The organism is Streptomyces sp. Edi2 (assembly GCF_040253635.1).
Lineage (GTDB): Bacteria > Actinomycetota > Actinomycetes > Streptomycetales > Streptomycetaceae > Streptomyces.
In genome coordinates this window covers 4,545,900-4,560,594 of sequence record NZ_JBEJGX010000003.1, presented here as the reverse complement: position 1 = coordinate 4,560,594, position 14,695 = coordinate 4,545,900, and the positions used below count along the sequence as shown (strand labels likewise).

The window sequence follows — 14,695 nt, the reverse complement described above, 5'->3', positions numbered from 1 at the left end:
AACCCAGCCGACGACGAAGGCCAGCAGGGCGAGAGCCAGCAACAGCAGGAGGCGGTTTCCGGTGAAGATCCGGGTGGAGCGCGATGTACTCGCGGAGGCAGTGGCCTGGGCGGCCAAGAGCCTCCCGGCCCGTCCGCCGGTGCCCGTCCTCGCGGGCCTGCTGCTGAAGGCGGAGGAGGGCGCGCTGAGCCTCTCCGGCTTCGACTACGAGGTCTCCGCCCGGGTCTCGGTGGAAGCAGAGGTGGAAGAGGAGGGCACGGTCCTCGTCTCCGGCCGGCTGCTCGCCGACATCTGCCGTGCGCTCCCCAACCGCCCGGTGGAGATCTCCACCGACGGTGTACGCGTGACCGTCGTCTGTGGCTCCTCGCGCTTCACCCTCCACACCCTTCCTGTGGAGGAGTACCCGTCCCTGCCGACGATGCCCACCGCCACCGGCACCGTCCCCGGTGAGGTCTTCGCCGCGGCCGCCGCCCAGGTCGCCATCGCCGCCGGCCGTGACGACACCCTTCCGGTGCTCACCGGCGTACGGATCGAGATCGAGGGCGACACCGTCACCCTGGCCTCCACCGACCGCTACCGCTTCGCGGTGCGCGAGTTCCTGTGGAAGCCGGAGAGCCCGGACGCCTCCGCGGTCGCGCTGGTCCCCGCCAAGACGCTGCTGGACACCGCCAAGTCCCTGAGCAGCGGCGACACCGTGACGCTCGCGCTGTCCGGCTCCGGCCAGGGCGAGGGGCTGATCGGTTTCGAGGGCGCCGGGCGCCGGACGACGACCCGTCTGCTGGAAGGCGACCTGCCGAAGTACCGCACCCTCTTCCCGACCGAGTTCAATTCGGTCGCCGTGATCGAGACCGCCCCGTTCGTCGAGGCCGTCAAGCGTGTGGCGCTGGTGGCCGAGCGGAACACCCCGGTCCGGCTGAGCTTCGAGCAGGGCGTGCTGATCCTGGAGGCCGGCTCCAGCGACGATGCACAGGCTGTGGAGCGGGTGGACGCCGACCTGGACGGCGACGACATCTCGATCGCCTTCAACCCCGGCTTCCTCCTGGAGGGCCTGTCGGCCATCGACTCCCCGGTGGCGCAGCTGTCCTTCACGACCTCGACCAAGCCCGCGCTGCTGAGCGGCCGGCCCGCCAAGGACGCCGAGGCGGACGACGCGTACAAGTACCTGATCATGCCGGTGCGGCTCTCGGGCTGACGGCGCGACGGCAGGGGTGGCGGCCGTCCGGCGGACACCGGACGGCGCCTTGGCCACGCACCTTGCGGCGACCGGCTGAAGGGCCCCTGATGAGCGGCTGAGCCCACAGGTGTGCGCGGACCTGCGGGCGTAGGCTCGGACCCGGGTACGAACAGCAACGACTACGTGCAAAGAGGGTCTGTGATGGAGCTCGGTCTCGTCGGTCTCGGCAAGATGGGCGGCAATATGCGCGAGCGCATCCGCCGCGCCGGTCACACCGTCATCGGATACGACCGCAACCCCGACGTGGCGGATGTCAACAGCCTTCAGGGGCTTGTGGACAAGCTCAAGGGTCCGCGGGTGGTCTGGGTCATGGTGCCGGCCGGTGCCGCCACCCAGTCCACGATCGACGAGCTGGCCGAACTGCTGTCGCCGGGCGACATCGTCGTGGACGGCGGCAACTCCCGCTGGACCGACGACGAGAAGCACGCCGAGGAGCTGAAGGCCAAGGGCATCGGCTTCGTCGACTGCGGCGTCTCCGGCGGTGTCTGGGGCCTGGAGAACGGCTATGCGTTGATGTACGGCGGCGACAAGGACGATGTCGCCAAGGTGCAGCCGGTCTTCGACGCCCTCAAGCCCGAGGGTGAGTTCGGCTCGGTGCACGCCGGCAAGGTTGGCGCGGGCCACTTCGCGAAGATGGTCCACAACGGCATCGAGTACGCCATGATGCAGGCCTACGCCGAGGGCTGGGAGCTGCTGGAGAAGGTCGACTCCGTCACCGACGTGCGCGCGGTCTTCCGCTCCTGGCAGGAGGGCACAGTCATCCGTTCCTGGCTGCTCGACCTGGCCGTCAACGCCCTCGACGGCGACGAGCACCTCGACGAGCTGCAGGGCTACGCCGCCGACTCCGGTGAGGGCCGCTGGACGGTCGAGGCCGCGATCGACAACGCCGTGCCGCTGCATGCGATCACGGCCTCGCTCTTCGCGCGCTTCTCCTCACGTCAGGACGACTCCCCGCAGATGAAGATGATCGCCGCGCTGCGCAACCAGTTCGGTGGCCACGCGGTCGAGAACAAGAAGTAGCAAGAAGCAGCAACCACCGCAGTAACCGGTAGCAACCGCCGGGGGAGGTCGGCGCCCAGCCATGCACATCACGCATCTGTCCCTCGCCGACTTCCGCTCGTACGCCCGGGTCGAGGTTCCGCTCGACCCGGGCGTCACGGCTTTCGTGGGCCCCAACGGCCAGGGCAAGACCAACCTGGTCGAGGCGGTCGGCTATCTGGCCACGCTCGGCAGCCACCGGGTCTCCTCGGACGCCCCGCTGGTGCGGATGGGCGCCGAGCGGGCGGTCATCCGGGCCGCGGTGACCCAGGGCGAGCGGCAGCAGCTGGTCGAGCTGGAGCTCAACCCGGGCAAGGCCAACCGCGCCAGGATCAACAGGTCGTCGCAGGTCAAGCCGCGGGATGCGCTGGGGATCGTCCGGACGGTGCTGTTCGCGCCGGAGGACCTGGCACTGGTCAAGGGCGATCCGGGCGAGCGGCGGCGGTTCCTGGACGAGCTGATCACCGCGCGGTCGCCGCGGATGGCCGGGGTGCGCTCGGACTACGACCGTGTCCTCAAGCAGCGCAACACCCTGTTGAAGACCGCGGCCCTGGCGCGCCGGCACGGCGGGCGGCAGATGGATCTGTCGACGCTGGACGTGTGGGACCAGCATCTGGCCCGCGCGGGCGCCGAGCTGCTGGCCCAGCGGCTCGATCTGATCGCCGCGCTGCAGCCGCTCGCGGACAAGGCCTATGAGCAGCTGGCGCCGGGCGGCGGGCCGCTGGCCCTGGAGTACCGCGGCTCGGCGGGCGAGGCGATGGCCGACGCCGCGACCCGCGAGGAGCTGTACGGCGTGCTGCTGGCGGCGCTCGGCGAGGCCCGTAAGGGGGAGATCGAGCGCGGGGTGACGCTGGTCGGCCCGCACCGCGACGATCTGGTGCTCAAGCTGGGGCAGCTCCCGGCGAAGGGCTACGCCAGCCATGGCGAGTCCTGGTCGTATGCGCTGGCGCTGCGGCTGGCCTCGTACGACCTGCTGCGGGCCGAGGGCAACGAGCCGGTGCTCGTGCTCGACGACGTCTTCGCCGAGCTGGACGCGCGCCGCCGCGAGCGGCTGGCGGAGCTGGTGGCCCCGGGCGAGCAGGTGCTGGTGACGGCCGCGGTGGACGACGACGTTCCGGGTGCCCTGGCCGGGGCGCGCTATGCGGTGTCCGGCGGCGCCGCGGAGAAGGTGACCCCGTGAGCGAGGAGCAGCCCGGCCCGCCCAAGCCTTCCCCTGAGCTCTCCGGTGTGGATCTGGCCCGGCAGGCGCTGGTCGCCGCCAAGGAGCAGGCGCGTGCGCGGGGCGCGGCCGCGCAGCAGAAGAAGCAGGCCCGGCGCGGGGGGCTGCGCTCCGGCGCGCGGGCGGACGGGCGCGACCCGCTGCCGCTCGGTGCGGCGATCAACCGGCTGATCACCGAACGCGGCTGGGAGACCCCGGCCGCGGTCGGCGGGGTGATGGGGCGCTGGCCGCAGCTGGTCGGGCCCGAGGTGGCGCAGCACTGCGAGCCGCAGAAGTACGACGAGGACGCCCGGGTCCTGACCGTCCAGTGCGATTCGACGGCCTGGGCGACGCAGCTGCGGCTGCTGGCCCCGACGCTGGTGGCCCGCCTCAACGAGGACCTGGGCCACGGCACCGTAAAGGTGATCAAGGTGCTGGGTCCCGGGGGCCCCGCGCGCCGGTACGGATCGCTGCGGGCACCGGGAAGCAAGGGTCCCGGCGACACCTACGGCTGACCCCTGAGACCCCCCTCTACGGGTGAGGCGGATGAGACTCCGCTCACGGTAGCGGCCGGTTGACAGTCCGAAGCGCTGAGTGCCCGTGTGAGCGTCCTGGGGCCCCTTCTCGGATATGGGGAGTCGGCGGACGCCAGTTCAGGGCGGCACATGACGACTCAGGTACCAGCAAACCCCCATGAGTGTCAGCGCTACCGGTAGACTGATGCCAATCCCGCCCACTTGCGGAACATGTCGAACGACGCAGCCGCTCCCGCCTGTCTTCCCAGGGGTGAATCCCACAGGCGCGGAAGGGCTCGTGCTGTGCCAGAAAGGGCGCTTCGTGGCCGACTCCGGCGACCTCAACGAGAACAACACGGTTTCTACTGAAGAGGGGGTTCCTGCCGGCGCCATGGGCGACTCCCCGGTGGAGAAGTCGTACGACGCCAGTGCGATCACCGTCCTCGAAGGCCTGGACGCGGTCCGTAAGCGTCCCGGCATGTACATCGGCTCGACGGGCGAGCGCGGTCTGCACCACCTCGTGCAGGAGGTCGTCGACAACTCCGTCGACGAGGCGCTGGCGGGGCACGCCGACACCATCGAGGTCACGATCCTGGCCGACGGCGGCGTCCGCGTCGTCGACAACGGCCGCGGTATCCCGGTCGGCATCGTGCCGTCCGAGAACAAGCCGGCCGTCGAGGTCGTGATGACGGTGCTGCACGCCGGCGGCAAGTTCGGCGGCGGCGGCTACGCGGTCTCCGGTGGTCTGCACGGCGTGGGTGTCTCCGTCGTGAACGCGCTGTCGCAGCGGGTGGCGGTCGAGGTCCGCACGGACGGCTACCGCTGGACGCAGGAGTACAAGCTCGGTGTGCCGACCGCGCCGCTCGCCCAGCACGAGGCGACGGACGAGTCCGGCACCTCGGTGACCTTCTGGGCCGACGGCGACATCTTCGAGACCACCACGTACAGCTTCGAAACGCTGTCGCGGCGCTTCCAGGAGATGGCGTTCCTCAACAAGGGTCTGACGATCGCGCTGACCGACGAGCGCCCGGACCATGTGGACGAGGAGGGCAAGCCGCTCTCGGTGCGGTACCACTACGAGGGCGGCATCGTCGACTTCGTGACGTACCTCAACTCGCGCAAGGGCGAGCTGGTGCATCCGACGGTGATCTCGGTGGACGCCGAGGACAAGGAGCGCCAGCTCGCGGTCGAGCTGGCGATGCAGTGGAACACCCAGTACAGCGAGGGTGTCTACAGCTTCGCGAACATCATCCACACCCACGAGGGCGGCACCCACGAAGAGGGCTTCCGCGCCGCGCTGACCGGTCTGATCAACCGTTACGCGCGCGACAAGAAGCTGCTGCGCGAGAAGGACGACAACCTCACGGGTGAGGACATCCGCGAGGGTCTGACGGCGATCATCTCGGTCAAGCTCGCCGAGCCGCAGTTCGAGGGCCAGACGAAGACCAAGCTGGGCAACACCGAGGTGAAGACCTTCGTCCAGAAGGTGGTCCACGAACACCTCAACGACTGGCTGGACCGCAACCCCAACGAGGCCGCGGACATCATCCGCAAGGGCATCCAGGCCGCGACCGCGCGCGTGGCCGCTCGCAAGGCGCGCGATCTGACCCGCCGCAAGGGCCTGCTGGAGACGGCGTCGCTGCCGGGCAAGCTGAGCGACTGCCAGTCCAACGACCCCGAGAAGTGCGAGATCTTCATCGTCGAGGGTGACTCCGCCGGCGGCTCGGCCAAGTCCGGCCGTAACCCGGAGTACCAGGCGATCCTGCCGATCCGGGGCAAGATCCTGAACGTCGAGAAGGCCAGGGTCGACAAGATCCTGCAGAACAACGAGGTCCAGGCGCTGATCTCGGCGTTCGGCACGGGTGTGCACGAGGACTTCGACATCGACAAGCTCCGCTATCACAAGATCATCCTGATGGCGGACGCCGACGTCGACGGCCAGCACATCAACACCCTGCTGCTCACTTTCCTCTTCCGCTTCATGCGGCCGCTGGTCGAGGCGGGGCACGTCTACCTCTCCCGCCCGCCGCTGTACAAGATCAAGTGGGGCCGGGACGACTTCGAGTACGCGTACTCCGACGTGGAGCGGGACGCGCTGATCGAGATCGGCAAGCAGAACGGCAAGCGGATCCGTGAGGACTCGATCCAGCGGTTCAAGGGTCTCGGTGAGATGAACGCCGAGGAGCTGCGCATCACGACCATGGACACCGACCACCGGGTCCTCGGTCAGGTCTCGCTGGACGACGCGGCCCGTGCGGACGACCTGTTCTCCGTGCTGATGGGCGAGGACGTCGAGGCGCGCCGCTCGTTCATCCAGCGCAACGCCAAGGACGTCCGCTTCCTCGACATCTGAGCCCTGTCGGCCCGAACAACAGCCGCAGCTCGAAAGGATTTTGAACCACCATGGCCGACGAGAACCCCCCTGTGACCCCGGACGGCGTGACCGCCGAGGGCGCGCCCGCCGCCATCGAAGGCGTCGGGATGCGTGTCGAGCCCGTCGGGCTCGAGACGGAGATGCAGCGCTCCTACCTCGACTACGCGATGTCCGTCATCGTCTCGCGTGCGCTGCCCGATGTGCGGGACGGCCTCAAGCCGGTGCACCGCCGCGTGCTGTACGCGATGTACGACGGCGGCTACCGCCCCGAGAAGGGCTTCTACAAGTGCGCCCGCGTCGTGGGCGACGTCATGGGTACGTACCACCCGCACGGCGACTCCTCGATCTACGACGCCCTGGTGCGTCTGGCGCAGCCGTGGTCGATGCGGATGCCGCTGGTGGACTCCAACGGCAACTTCGGCTCCCCGGGCAACGACCCGGCCGCGGCCATGCGGTACACCGAGTGCAAGATGAAGCAGCTCTCCATGGAGATGCTGCGGGACATCGACGAGGAGACCGTCGATTTCCAGGACAACTACGACGGCCGTAACCAGGAGCCGACGGTCCTGCCGGCGCGCTTCCCCAACCTGCTGATCAACGGCTCGGCCGGTATCGCGGTCGGTATGGCGACGAACATCCCGCCGCACAACCTGCGCGAGGTCGCGGCCGGCGCCCAGTGGGCGCTGGAGCACCCCGAGGCCTCCAGCGAGGAACTGCTGGACGCGCTGATCGAGCGCATCAAGGGTCCCGACTTCCCCACCGGCGCACTGGTCGTGGGCCGCAAGGGCATCGAGGAGGCCTACCGCACGGGCCGCGGTTCGATCACCATGCGTGCCGTGGTGGCGGTCGAGGAGATCCAGAACCGCCAGTGCCTGGTCGTCACCGAGCTGCCCTACCAGACCAACCCGGACAACCTCGCGCAGAAGATCGCCGACCTGGTGAAGGACGGCAAGATCGGCGGCATCGCGGACGTCCGCGACGAGACCTCCTCGCGTACGGGCCAGCGCCTGGTCATTGTCCTCAAGCGGGACGCGGTCGCCAAGGTCGTCCTCAACAACCTCTACAAGCACACCGATCTGCAGACCAACTTCGGCGCGAACATGCTGGCGCTGGTCGACGGCGTGCCGCGCACGCTCTCGCTGGACGCGTTCATCCGCAACTGGGTGACGCACCAGGTCGAGGTCATCGTCCGCCGGACGAAGTTCCGGCTGCGCAAGGCCGAGGAGCGGGCGCACATCCTGCGCGGTCTGCTCAAGGCGCTGGACGCGATCGACGAGGTCATCGCGCTGATCCGGCGCAGTGAGACGGTCGAGGAGGCGCGCGAGGGCCTGATGGGCCTGCTGACCATCGACGAGATCCAGGCGAACGCGATCCTGGAGATGCAGCTGCGCCGGCTGGCCGCCCTGGAGCGCCAGAAGATCACCGCCGAGCACGACGAGCTGCAGCGCAAGATCAGCGAGTACAACGCGATCCTGGCCTCCCCGGAGCGGCAGCGCCAGATCATCAGCGAGGAACTGGCCGCGATCGTCGACAAGTTCGGCGACGACCGGCGCTCCAAGCTGGTGCCCTTCGAGGGCGACATGTCCATCGAGGACCTGATCGCCGAGGAGGACATCGTCGTCACGATCAGCCGTGGCGGCTATGTGAAGCGGACGAAGACCGACGACTACCGCTCGCAGAAGCGCGGCGGCAAGGGCGTGCGGGGCACGAAGCTCAAGGAAGACGACATCGTCGACCACTTCTTCGTCTCCACCACCCACCACTGGCTGCTGTTCTTCACGAACAAGGGCCGGGTCTACCGCGCCAAGGCCTACGAGCTCCCCGACGCCGGGCGGGACGCGCGCGGGCAGCATGTGGCCAATCTCCTCGCCTTCCAGCCGGACGAGCAGATCGCGCAGATCCTGGCGATCCGCGACTACGAGGCCGCGCCGTATCTGGTGCTCGCCACCAAGGCCGGCCTGGTGAAGAAGACGCCGCTCAAGGACTACGACTCGCCGCGCTCCGGCGGTGTCATCGCGATCAACCTGCGCGAGCAGGAGGACGGCACGGACGACGAGCTGATCGGCGCCGAGCTGGTCTCGGAGCACGACGACCTGCTGCTGATCAGCAAGAAGGCGCAGTCGATCCGGTTCACCGCGACGGACGAGGCGCTGCGCCCGATGGGCCGGGCCACCTCCGGTGTGAAGGGCATGAGCTTCCGCGAGGACGACGAACTGCTCTCGATGAACGTGGTCCGCGCGGGTACGTTCGTCTTCACCGCCACGGACGGCGGCTACGCCAAGCGCACCGCGGTCGACGAGTACCGCGTCCAGGGCCGCGGCGGCCTGGGGATCAAGGCCGCCAAGATCGTGGAGGACCGGGGTTCGCTGGTCGGAGCGCTGGTCGTCGAGGAGAGCGACGAGATCCTTGCGGTGACGCTCGGCGGTGGCGTGATCCGTACGCGGGTCAGCGGAGTCCGGGAGACCGGCCGTGACACCATGGGCGTCCAACTGATCAACCTGGGCAAGCGTGATGCCGTCGTCGGTATCGCATGGAACGCCGAGGCCGGTCGTGAAGCCGAAGAGGTCGACGGGGGCGAGGCGCCCGACGAGGCCGACGCGGCCGAGGAGACCGTGGCCACGGCGGCCGAGGGCGAGCAGCCCGCGGCGGAGTAGCACGAGGAGTAGGTCGTGAGTGGAGCCACGGGCGCTGCGGCGGGTGGATCGGGAGCGAAGAAGGACTCCCCGTCCGGACCCGCAACCGTGACGGAGGACAGCGCCCGTGGCTCTGCCGTTTCTGACACCGGCCCCCGCGACGAGGGCTCACACCAGGGGGGACCCGTGACCGATACCCGTCAGCCGCAGCCGAAGCCCCAGGGGGATGCTCCTGAGGGCGGCTCCCAGCAGCCGTATCAGCCGCCTCAGGCGTACCCCACCGGCGGCGGCCAGGGCGCTGGACAGGCGGTGCGCCGGCCGCGTACGGGCGCCGGCACGGTCCCGCGCACCCGCAAGGCCCGGCTGCGGGTGGCGCGCGCCGATCCGTGGTCGGTCATGAAGGTCAGCTTTCTGCTCTCCATCGCGCTGGGCATCTGCACGGTCGTGGCCGCCGCCGTGCTGTGGATGGTCATGAACGCGATGGGCGTCTTCTCCACGGTCGGCGGGACGATCAGCGAGGCCACCGGCTCCAGCGACGGCGCCGGCTTCGATCTGCAGTCGTTCCTGTCGCTGCCGCGGGTGCTGCTGTTCACGTCGGTCATCGCGGTGATCGACGTGGTCCTGGCGACCGCGCTGGCCACGCTCGGCGCGTTCATCTACAACCTGTCGGCGGGCTTCGTCGGCGGGGTGGAGCTCACCCTCGCCGAGGATGAGTGACCCCCTCATGGGAGGGCGTTCGGGAGGCTCCCGGAACCGATTTTGGGAACGCCTCTGAAGTGCGCTAATCTTTCGGTGCAGCGAACGCGCGGCTATAGCTCAGACGGTTAGAGCGCTTCCCTGATAAGGAAGAGGCCCCAGGTTCAAGTCCTGGTAGCCGCACCGCACCGATCGGCCCGGCCGGGGAACTCCCCGGCCGGGCCGATTCGTTGTACGGAGGCCGAAGTTGGCTCGCGGCGGCGGCCTCGGACGAGGTGTTGCCGACCGCGGGCTAGGTAACCAATCGGTATCGGCCGGTGTGTATCATCGGCCGACATAGGTCCCCTACGTCAACGAAAGACGAGGTCGCGCGGTGAAGAAGCTTCTCCTGGTCGCACTGGCCGCCATCGGCGGGCTCCTCGTGTACCGCCAGATCCAGGCGGATCGCGCCGAGCAGGATCTGTGGACGGAGGCGACCGACTCCGTGCCCGCAGGTTCGGGTGTCTGAGACCCCCACAGCACAGCACCACACGTTCGTACGGACCCCGATTGCCCCTGGGTGATCGGGGTTTCGTGCGTCTTGGGGCGGCTGGGGTGCGTGTGGCAGGTGGGGCGGTCTGTGGTGGGGGTGGTGGCTGTCGGGCGGTGGCTGGATGTCGTTGCCAGGCCGCGGCGGGGCTCTCCTTTGGGTTTGCTATAGCACAGCATTTGCTTGCAGAAGCAAAGTGTGCGGGCTTCGGCGGGCGGGCGTCGGCTGCCGAGGGTGGTGGGGTGGTGAGGGGGCTTGCCGGCCCGCTCCGGCGGGTCGGCCAACTCTCCGTGGGTGGTTACCGCTTGGAGGGGGCAGGACTGGGAGCGCGCCGGGCGTACCGGCTGGTCGTCGAGTGCAAGGCCGTCCAGGGATCGGATGCCGCACGGTGGCCGGGGAAGCGGATGTTTCACGTGGAACATCCGCTGAAGCACGTGGAGTATCCGCTGAAGAAGGGCGTCACGCCGGCGCGGTCGGAGCCGGACCGATGCTGCCGGGGCGATTCCCCCGCCTCGGCGGACGGCGCGCGGGGCGGCGGTGGAAGATGGCCCACAGGACGTGTGGTGGCCGTCGGCGCGTGGGCGTGCTGCCGCCGGCCGGACTCGCGGCGGCCTGTGGACGGGCCCGCAGGAAGCCGCGGGCCGGCGCCGGGGAATTCCGATCCGATGAGGGGTGGCTCGTGGTGACGGGGCGCACGACGAACAGGGGCATAGCCGTGCTGGCGGCGCTCGCCGTGGTGGTGATCCTGCCGGGGGCGGTGGGCGTGGCCTCGGCCGACACCGTTCCCGGCTACCGGACGGGGGACGGCGCCACGGCGGTCAAGGGCAGCACCAGCACCACGGATGCCCCGCAGCTCAAGCCCGGACTGCACACCGACTCCATCAAGCGCGGTGAGCAGAAGTACTACGCCGTCACCCTGGATGACAGGACCAGCGCGTATTTCTCGGCCGTCGCCGCGCCCCGGCCCGGGACCAAGGTCGCGGACTACGGCGACAAGCTGACCGTCACGGTCCAGGACAGCGACGGCACGACCTGCGACGCGGGCGCGCATCCGTCCTTCCACGGCGGCGGTATGGCCTATCCGGTCGCCGACTACGCCACCCGCCGGATCGGCGCCGACCGCACGGGGTGCCAGAAGGCCGGCCCGTACTACCTGGTGATCACCCGCGAGGGTTCGGCGGCCTCCGGCTCCGACACCTGGCCGCTCGAACTGGACTACCTCGACGAGCCGCCGCTCAAGGGCACCACCCCCGCCCGGCCGGGCCTGGGCAGCTGGAGCACCGTCACGCCCGCACCGCGCACGGACACCACCAAGCGCAGCGCCAAGGGAGGCACCGGCTTCAACGACGCGGGCTCGGTCGACTCGGGTGTGTGGAAGGACCGGATCACGCCGGGCGAGACCCGCTTCTACCGCGTACCGGTGGACTGGGGACAGCGGCTCAACCTGAGCGCGGAGCTGCCGAATGCGCCCTCCGGCACCTCCGGTTTCCTCGCCCGGATGCTCGGGCTGGGGGTCTACAACCCGGCGCGCGGCGCGGTCGACGACCTCTCCTTCGTCGCGTACACCGGCAAGCCGGCCGCTGCGAAGGAGTTCACCGCGCCGGTGGCGTACGGCAACCGCTTCCAGCCGACCCGCGCGGTCAGCGCGATGCGGTTCGCCGGCTGGTACTACCTCGAGGTCAGCCTCCACCCCGATGCCGCGCGGTACTTCCCCAAGGGCGCGGAACTCACTCTCCGGGTGGATGTCCGCGGCACCGCCACGGCCGGGCCCGGCTACGCCGAGCCGACCGACACCTTCTCCGTCACGTCCGGGGACCGGGAGTCGGCGCGGAAGGGGCAGACCGCACAGCAGGCGGCGAAGAGCGGCACCCTGATGACGGTGGCCTACGCGGGGATCGGCACGGGGGTGGTGCTGCTGGTGGGATTGGGCGCGTGGACGCTGGTGGCGAGGCGGTCCCAGGCCGGTGCACCGGCCGTGGCGGTGGGCCGTGGCGGCCCGGGCGGCTCGGGTGGACCTGGTAGTCCTGGTGGCCCTGGAGAGCAGCCGTCACTGCCGGGGCAGCCGTCACAGCCGTCACCACCAGGACAGCCGGGGCAGCCGACGCAATCGACCCAACAGGCGCGGCAGAATACGCAGTTCAGGCCTCCACAGGGCTGGTAGCGGGGGTTCCAGAGGACCGGCGGGCCCGGCCGGGCACCGGCCCGCGGCGTGGCCTCAGGCGGCCAGCAGAGCCCAGACGCCGACCGCGATGCACAGCAGCGCCACGACCAGCACCGGGATCGCGACCTTCGGGGGCGGTCCCGGCTTCCGGTACGGGACGGCAGGCGCGGTGACCGGGCCGGCGACGGGGGTACCGGCCCGGTGCCGACCGGGGACCGGATGCGGGCCCGCCGTATAGGGGCGGGTCGCGGAGTGTGCGTGGTGGACGGCGGCCGTGGGCCGGTACGCGGGTGCCGGCGGCGCGGACGGCGTCAGGGGCAGGCCGCCCGAGACCGTGCCGGGCCCGGTCGGGACGCCCTGGCCGGTCGGAACACCATGGCCTGCGGGGGCAGGGGTGTGGCCGGTAGCAGGACCGCCGTGCCCCATGGGCGCAGCGCTCTGGCCGGTCGACGTAGTTCCGTGCCCGGTGGACGTCATGCCCTGCCCGGTGGACGTCTCACCGTGACCCGTGGGCCTCTCACCGCGCCCCGTAGGCCTCTCACCGTGCCCCGTAGGCCTCTCACCGTGCCCCGTAGGCGGGCCGCCCGGCATCGGCGTGGGCGTCGGCGTTGGCGTCTGCGGGGCGCTCGGCCCCGGCGGGGCGATATGGAAGCTTCCGGTGTCCGACATGGACACCTGGCCGGCGGCGGTGGTGCCCGCGGTGGCACCGGCCGTCGCGGGCCCGTCGGCCTCCCTGGTCCGCAGCGGCCCCTCCGCCCCGAAACCTGCCGGGAGCGGGCCGATGTGGTCGAAGACTTCGACGACCTCTTCCTCGAGCGCCGCGTCGGGCAGCAGCTCCACCGTCGAGATGATCGCCTTGCGTGCCCCCGTGGCCGTCCTGAACCGCGATTCCGGGTCGGGGTGCACCAAGGACGCCAGCACCTGCCACAGCGGCTCCGGCACCCCCTCGGGCGCGTTCGGGATGCCGTGCCGGCCGAAGTGCCCGACCAGGGCGTCGGCGTCCGGCTTGGTGCCGGTGATCAGATAGAGCGCGACCAGACCGACCGCGAACAGATCGGCGGGGAAGTCCGGTTCGGCGCCCTGCAGTTGCTCCGGGGCGAAGTATCCGGGCGTCCCCACCACGAGGTTGGCCTCGGTCAGCCGCGGCTCGCCCTTGCGCATCGCGATGCCGAAGTCCGACAGCCGCAGATGCGGGCGGCCGGTGCCGGTGGCCTCCAGCAGGATGTTCGCCGGCTTGATGTCACGGTGCACCACCCCCTCCGCGTGCACCGCGGTCAGCCCGGCCAGCAACTGGTCCAGGAGCAGGCAGACGTACCGCGGTGGCAGCGGGCCGTAATCGCCGATCAGATGTGCCAGCGAGCCGCCGTTCACCAGGTCCATGGTGAACAGGACCTTGTCGTCGTCCGCGGCCCAGCTCGCCGGGGCCAGCACATGCGGATGGTCGATCCGCAGTGCCTGTTCGCGGACGAAGCGCAGCAGGGTGTGTGCGTCGCTCTGCTGCAACACCTTGGCGGCAACGTAGCGGCGGCGCCGGGCGTCCCAGGCGCGCCAGACCGCGCCCACCCCGCCCCGCCCGATCGGGTCGATCAGCTCATACCGACCGGCGAAGACCTCACCCATTGCCCGCCCCGTCCGCTTCTGAACTCGCCATGTCCCCAGTGGCTGTGGCTAACTCTGGTGCGCCTCGTAGTGGGCGACCGCGTCCGCGGTACGACCGGCACCGTAGACCCGCAGGAACTCTGCCAGTTCGGGGTGAGCGGGGGCGAGGGTGTTCGCCGCATCGATGATGTCCCCGGCGTCGGAGACCGACCGCAGCAGCGACTGGATCTCCCGCACCACGCGCCGGACGGTGGTCGCCCCCGTCGACGACGTCTGCTGTGCGGTGTTGTTGAGCACTGAACCCCCTGCCGTCTTCTTGATCTCTTCCATGCGGTCGGTGGCCTCGGCGGCGCTGACGCTGCCGTCGGCGACCTGGCCGGCCAGATCCTGCAGCGCCTGCACCCGCTGCACCACGGCCGGGTTGCCTATCTTCGCGCGCTGCCCGCTCATCAGCTGGGACAGCATCGGCGCCGACAGACCGAGCACCGCGGCGAGCCGGGCCTGGTTGAGGCCGAGATCGTCGATGAGACGACGGAACAGCGCCCCCAGCGGCTCCCCGTACCAACTGCGCTGAAGTTCCCGGGCCCGTGCGGTGGCTTCCTGCTGTGCTGTGTCCATACCGTCTCCCCTGTCTCCCCGGTCGCTTCGCTGCCGCGAATCTCGCGAAGCATCCTACGGAGAGCGACGGTGCGCGGCGATACCCGGTCGGGAAAGCGGC

The 14,695-nt window shown here is 70.1% G+C and carries 11 protein-coding genes and 1 tRNA gene; 10 read left to right on the top strand and 2 right to left on the bottom strand.

Annotated elements, in window-relative coordinates:
* The first annotated feature begins 61 nt into the window (after positions 1-61).
* The 10 genes from dnaN to ABR737_RS23445 all read left to right on the top strand — a co-directional run bounded on the left by dnaN (position 62) and on the right by ABR737_RS23445 (position 12,378).
* Positions 62-1,192 carry a DNA polymerase III subunit beta gene (gene dnaN / locus ABR737_RS23490; RefSeq protein WP_328385706.1) on the top strand — a complete coding sequence of 377 codons (1,131 nt, stop codon included), beginning with the start codon at positions 62-64 and terminating at the stop codon, positions 1,190-1,192.
* 183 nt (positions 1,193-1,375) lie between these two features.
* Positions 1,376-2,254: a phosphogluconate dehydrogenase (NAD(+)-dependent, decarboxylating) gene (gene gnd, locus ABR737_RS23485; RefSeq protein WP_350252080.1), complete on the top strand. Its 879-nt coding sequence runs from the start codon at positions 1,376-1,378 to the stop codon at positions 2,252-2,254.
* Positions 2,255-2,315: 61 nt separating this feature from the next.
* Positions 2,316-3,452: a DNA replication/repair protein RecF gene (recF, locus tag ABR737_RS23480; protein ID WP_350252079.1), complete on the top strand. Its 1,137-nt coding sequence runs from the start codon at positions 2,316-2,318 to the stop codon at positions 3,450-3,452.
* The gene (locus ABR737_RS23475) at positions 3,449-3,985 is read left to right on the top strand and encodes a DciA family protein (protein WP_350252078.1); all 537 of its coding nucleotides are present in this window, start codon (positions 3,449-3,451) and stop codon (positions 3,983-3,985) included. Before recF ends, ABR737_RS23475 begins: the two co-directional genes overlap by 4 nt.
* 322 nt (positions 3,986-4,307) lie before the next feature.
* A complete protein-coding gene (gyrB, locus tag ABR737_RS23470) occupies positions 4,308-6,338 on the top strand; it encodes a DNA topoisomerase (ATP-hydrolyzing) subunit B (RefSeq protein ID WP_502964358.1) in 2,031 nt (676 codons plus the stop codon).
* Positions 6,339-6,388: 50 nt separating this feature from the next.
* A complete protein-coding gene (gyrA, locus tag ABR737_RS23465; RefSeq protein WP_350252076.1) occupies positions 6,389-9,013 on the top strand; it encodes a DNA gyrase subunit A in 2,625 nt (874 codons plus the stop codon).
* Positions 9,014-9,028: 15 nt separating this feature from the next.
* On the top strand, positions 9,029-9,709 hold the full coding sequence (locus ABR737_RS23460) for a DUF3566 domain-containing protein (RefSeq protein ID WP_350252075.1): 681 nt from the start codon (positions 9,029-9,031) through the stop codon (positions 9,707-9,709).
* A gap of 88 nt (positions 9,710-9,797) precedes the next feature.
* Positions 9,798-9,871 (top strand) — tRNA-Ile (locus ABR737_RS23455).
* 190 nt (positions 9,872-10,061) lie between these two features.
* Complete coding sequence (locus ABR737_RS23450; RefSeq protein ID WP_003958712.1) at positions 10,062-10,196, top strand: DLW-39 family protein; 135 nt, start codon at positions 10,062-10,064, stop codon at positions 10,194-10,196.
* 700 nt (positions 10,197-10,896) lie between these two features.
* Positions 10,897-12,378 carry a hypothetical protein gene (locus ABR737_RS23445; protein WP_350252074.1) on the top strand — a complete coding sequence of 494 codons (1,482 nt, stop codon included), beginning with the start codon at positions 10,897-10,899 and terminating at the stop codon, positions 12,376-12,378.
* Between the two features lie 54 nt (positions 12,379-12,432).
* On the opposite strand, the gene ABR737_RS23440 is transcribed toward ABR737_RS23445, so the two are convergent.
* Both ABR737_RS23440 and ABR737_RS23435 read right to left on the bottom strand, forming a co-directional pair.
* Positions 12,433-13,998: a serine/threonine-protein kinase gene (locus ABR737_RS23440; RefSeq protein ID WP_350252073.1), complete on the bottom strand. Its 1,566-nt coding sequence runs from the start codon at positions 13,996-13,998 to the stop codon at positions 12,433-12,435.
* A gap of 48 nt (positions 13,999-14,046) precedes the next feature.
* Positions 14,047-14,595 (bottom strand): helix-turn-helix domain-containing protein, encoded by a 549-nt coding sequence (locus ABR737_RS23435; protein WP_086718572.1) that lies wholly within the window; start codon positions 14,593-14,595, stop codon positions 14,047-14,049.
* Positions 14,596-14,695: the final 100 nt, after the last annotated feature.

Bases quoted from the DNA above. Each gene is read 5' to 3' on its own strand.
- gnd (WP_350252080.1), top strand. From the start codon at position 1,376: ATGGAGCTCGGTCTCGTCGGTCTCGGCAAGATGGGCGGCAATATGCGC.
- recF (WP_350252079.1), top strand. From the start codon at position 2,316: ATGCACATCACGCATCTGTCCCTCGCCGACTTCCGCTCGTACGCCCGG.
- gyrA (WP_350252076.1), top strand. From the start codon at position 6,389: ATGGCCGACGAGAACCCCCCTGTGACCCCGGACGGCGTGACCGCCGAG.
- ABR737_RS23440 (WP_350252073.1), bottom strand. From the start codon at position 13,998: ATGGGTGAGGTCTTCGCCGGTCGGTATGAGCTGATCGACCCGATCGGG.
- ABR737_RS23435 (WP_086718572.1), bottom strand. From the start codon at position 14,595: ATGGACACAGCACAGCAGGAAGCCACCGCACGGGCCCGGGAACTTCAG.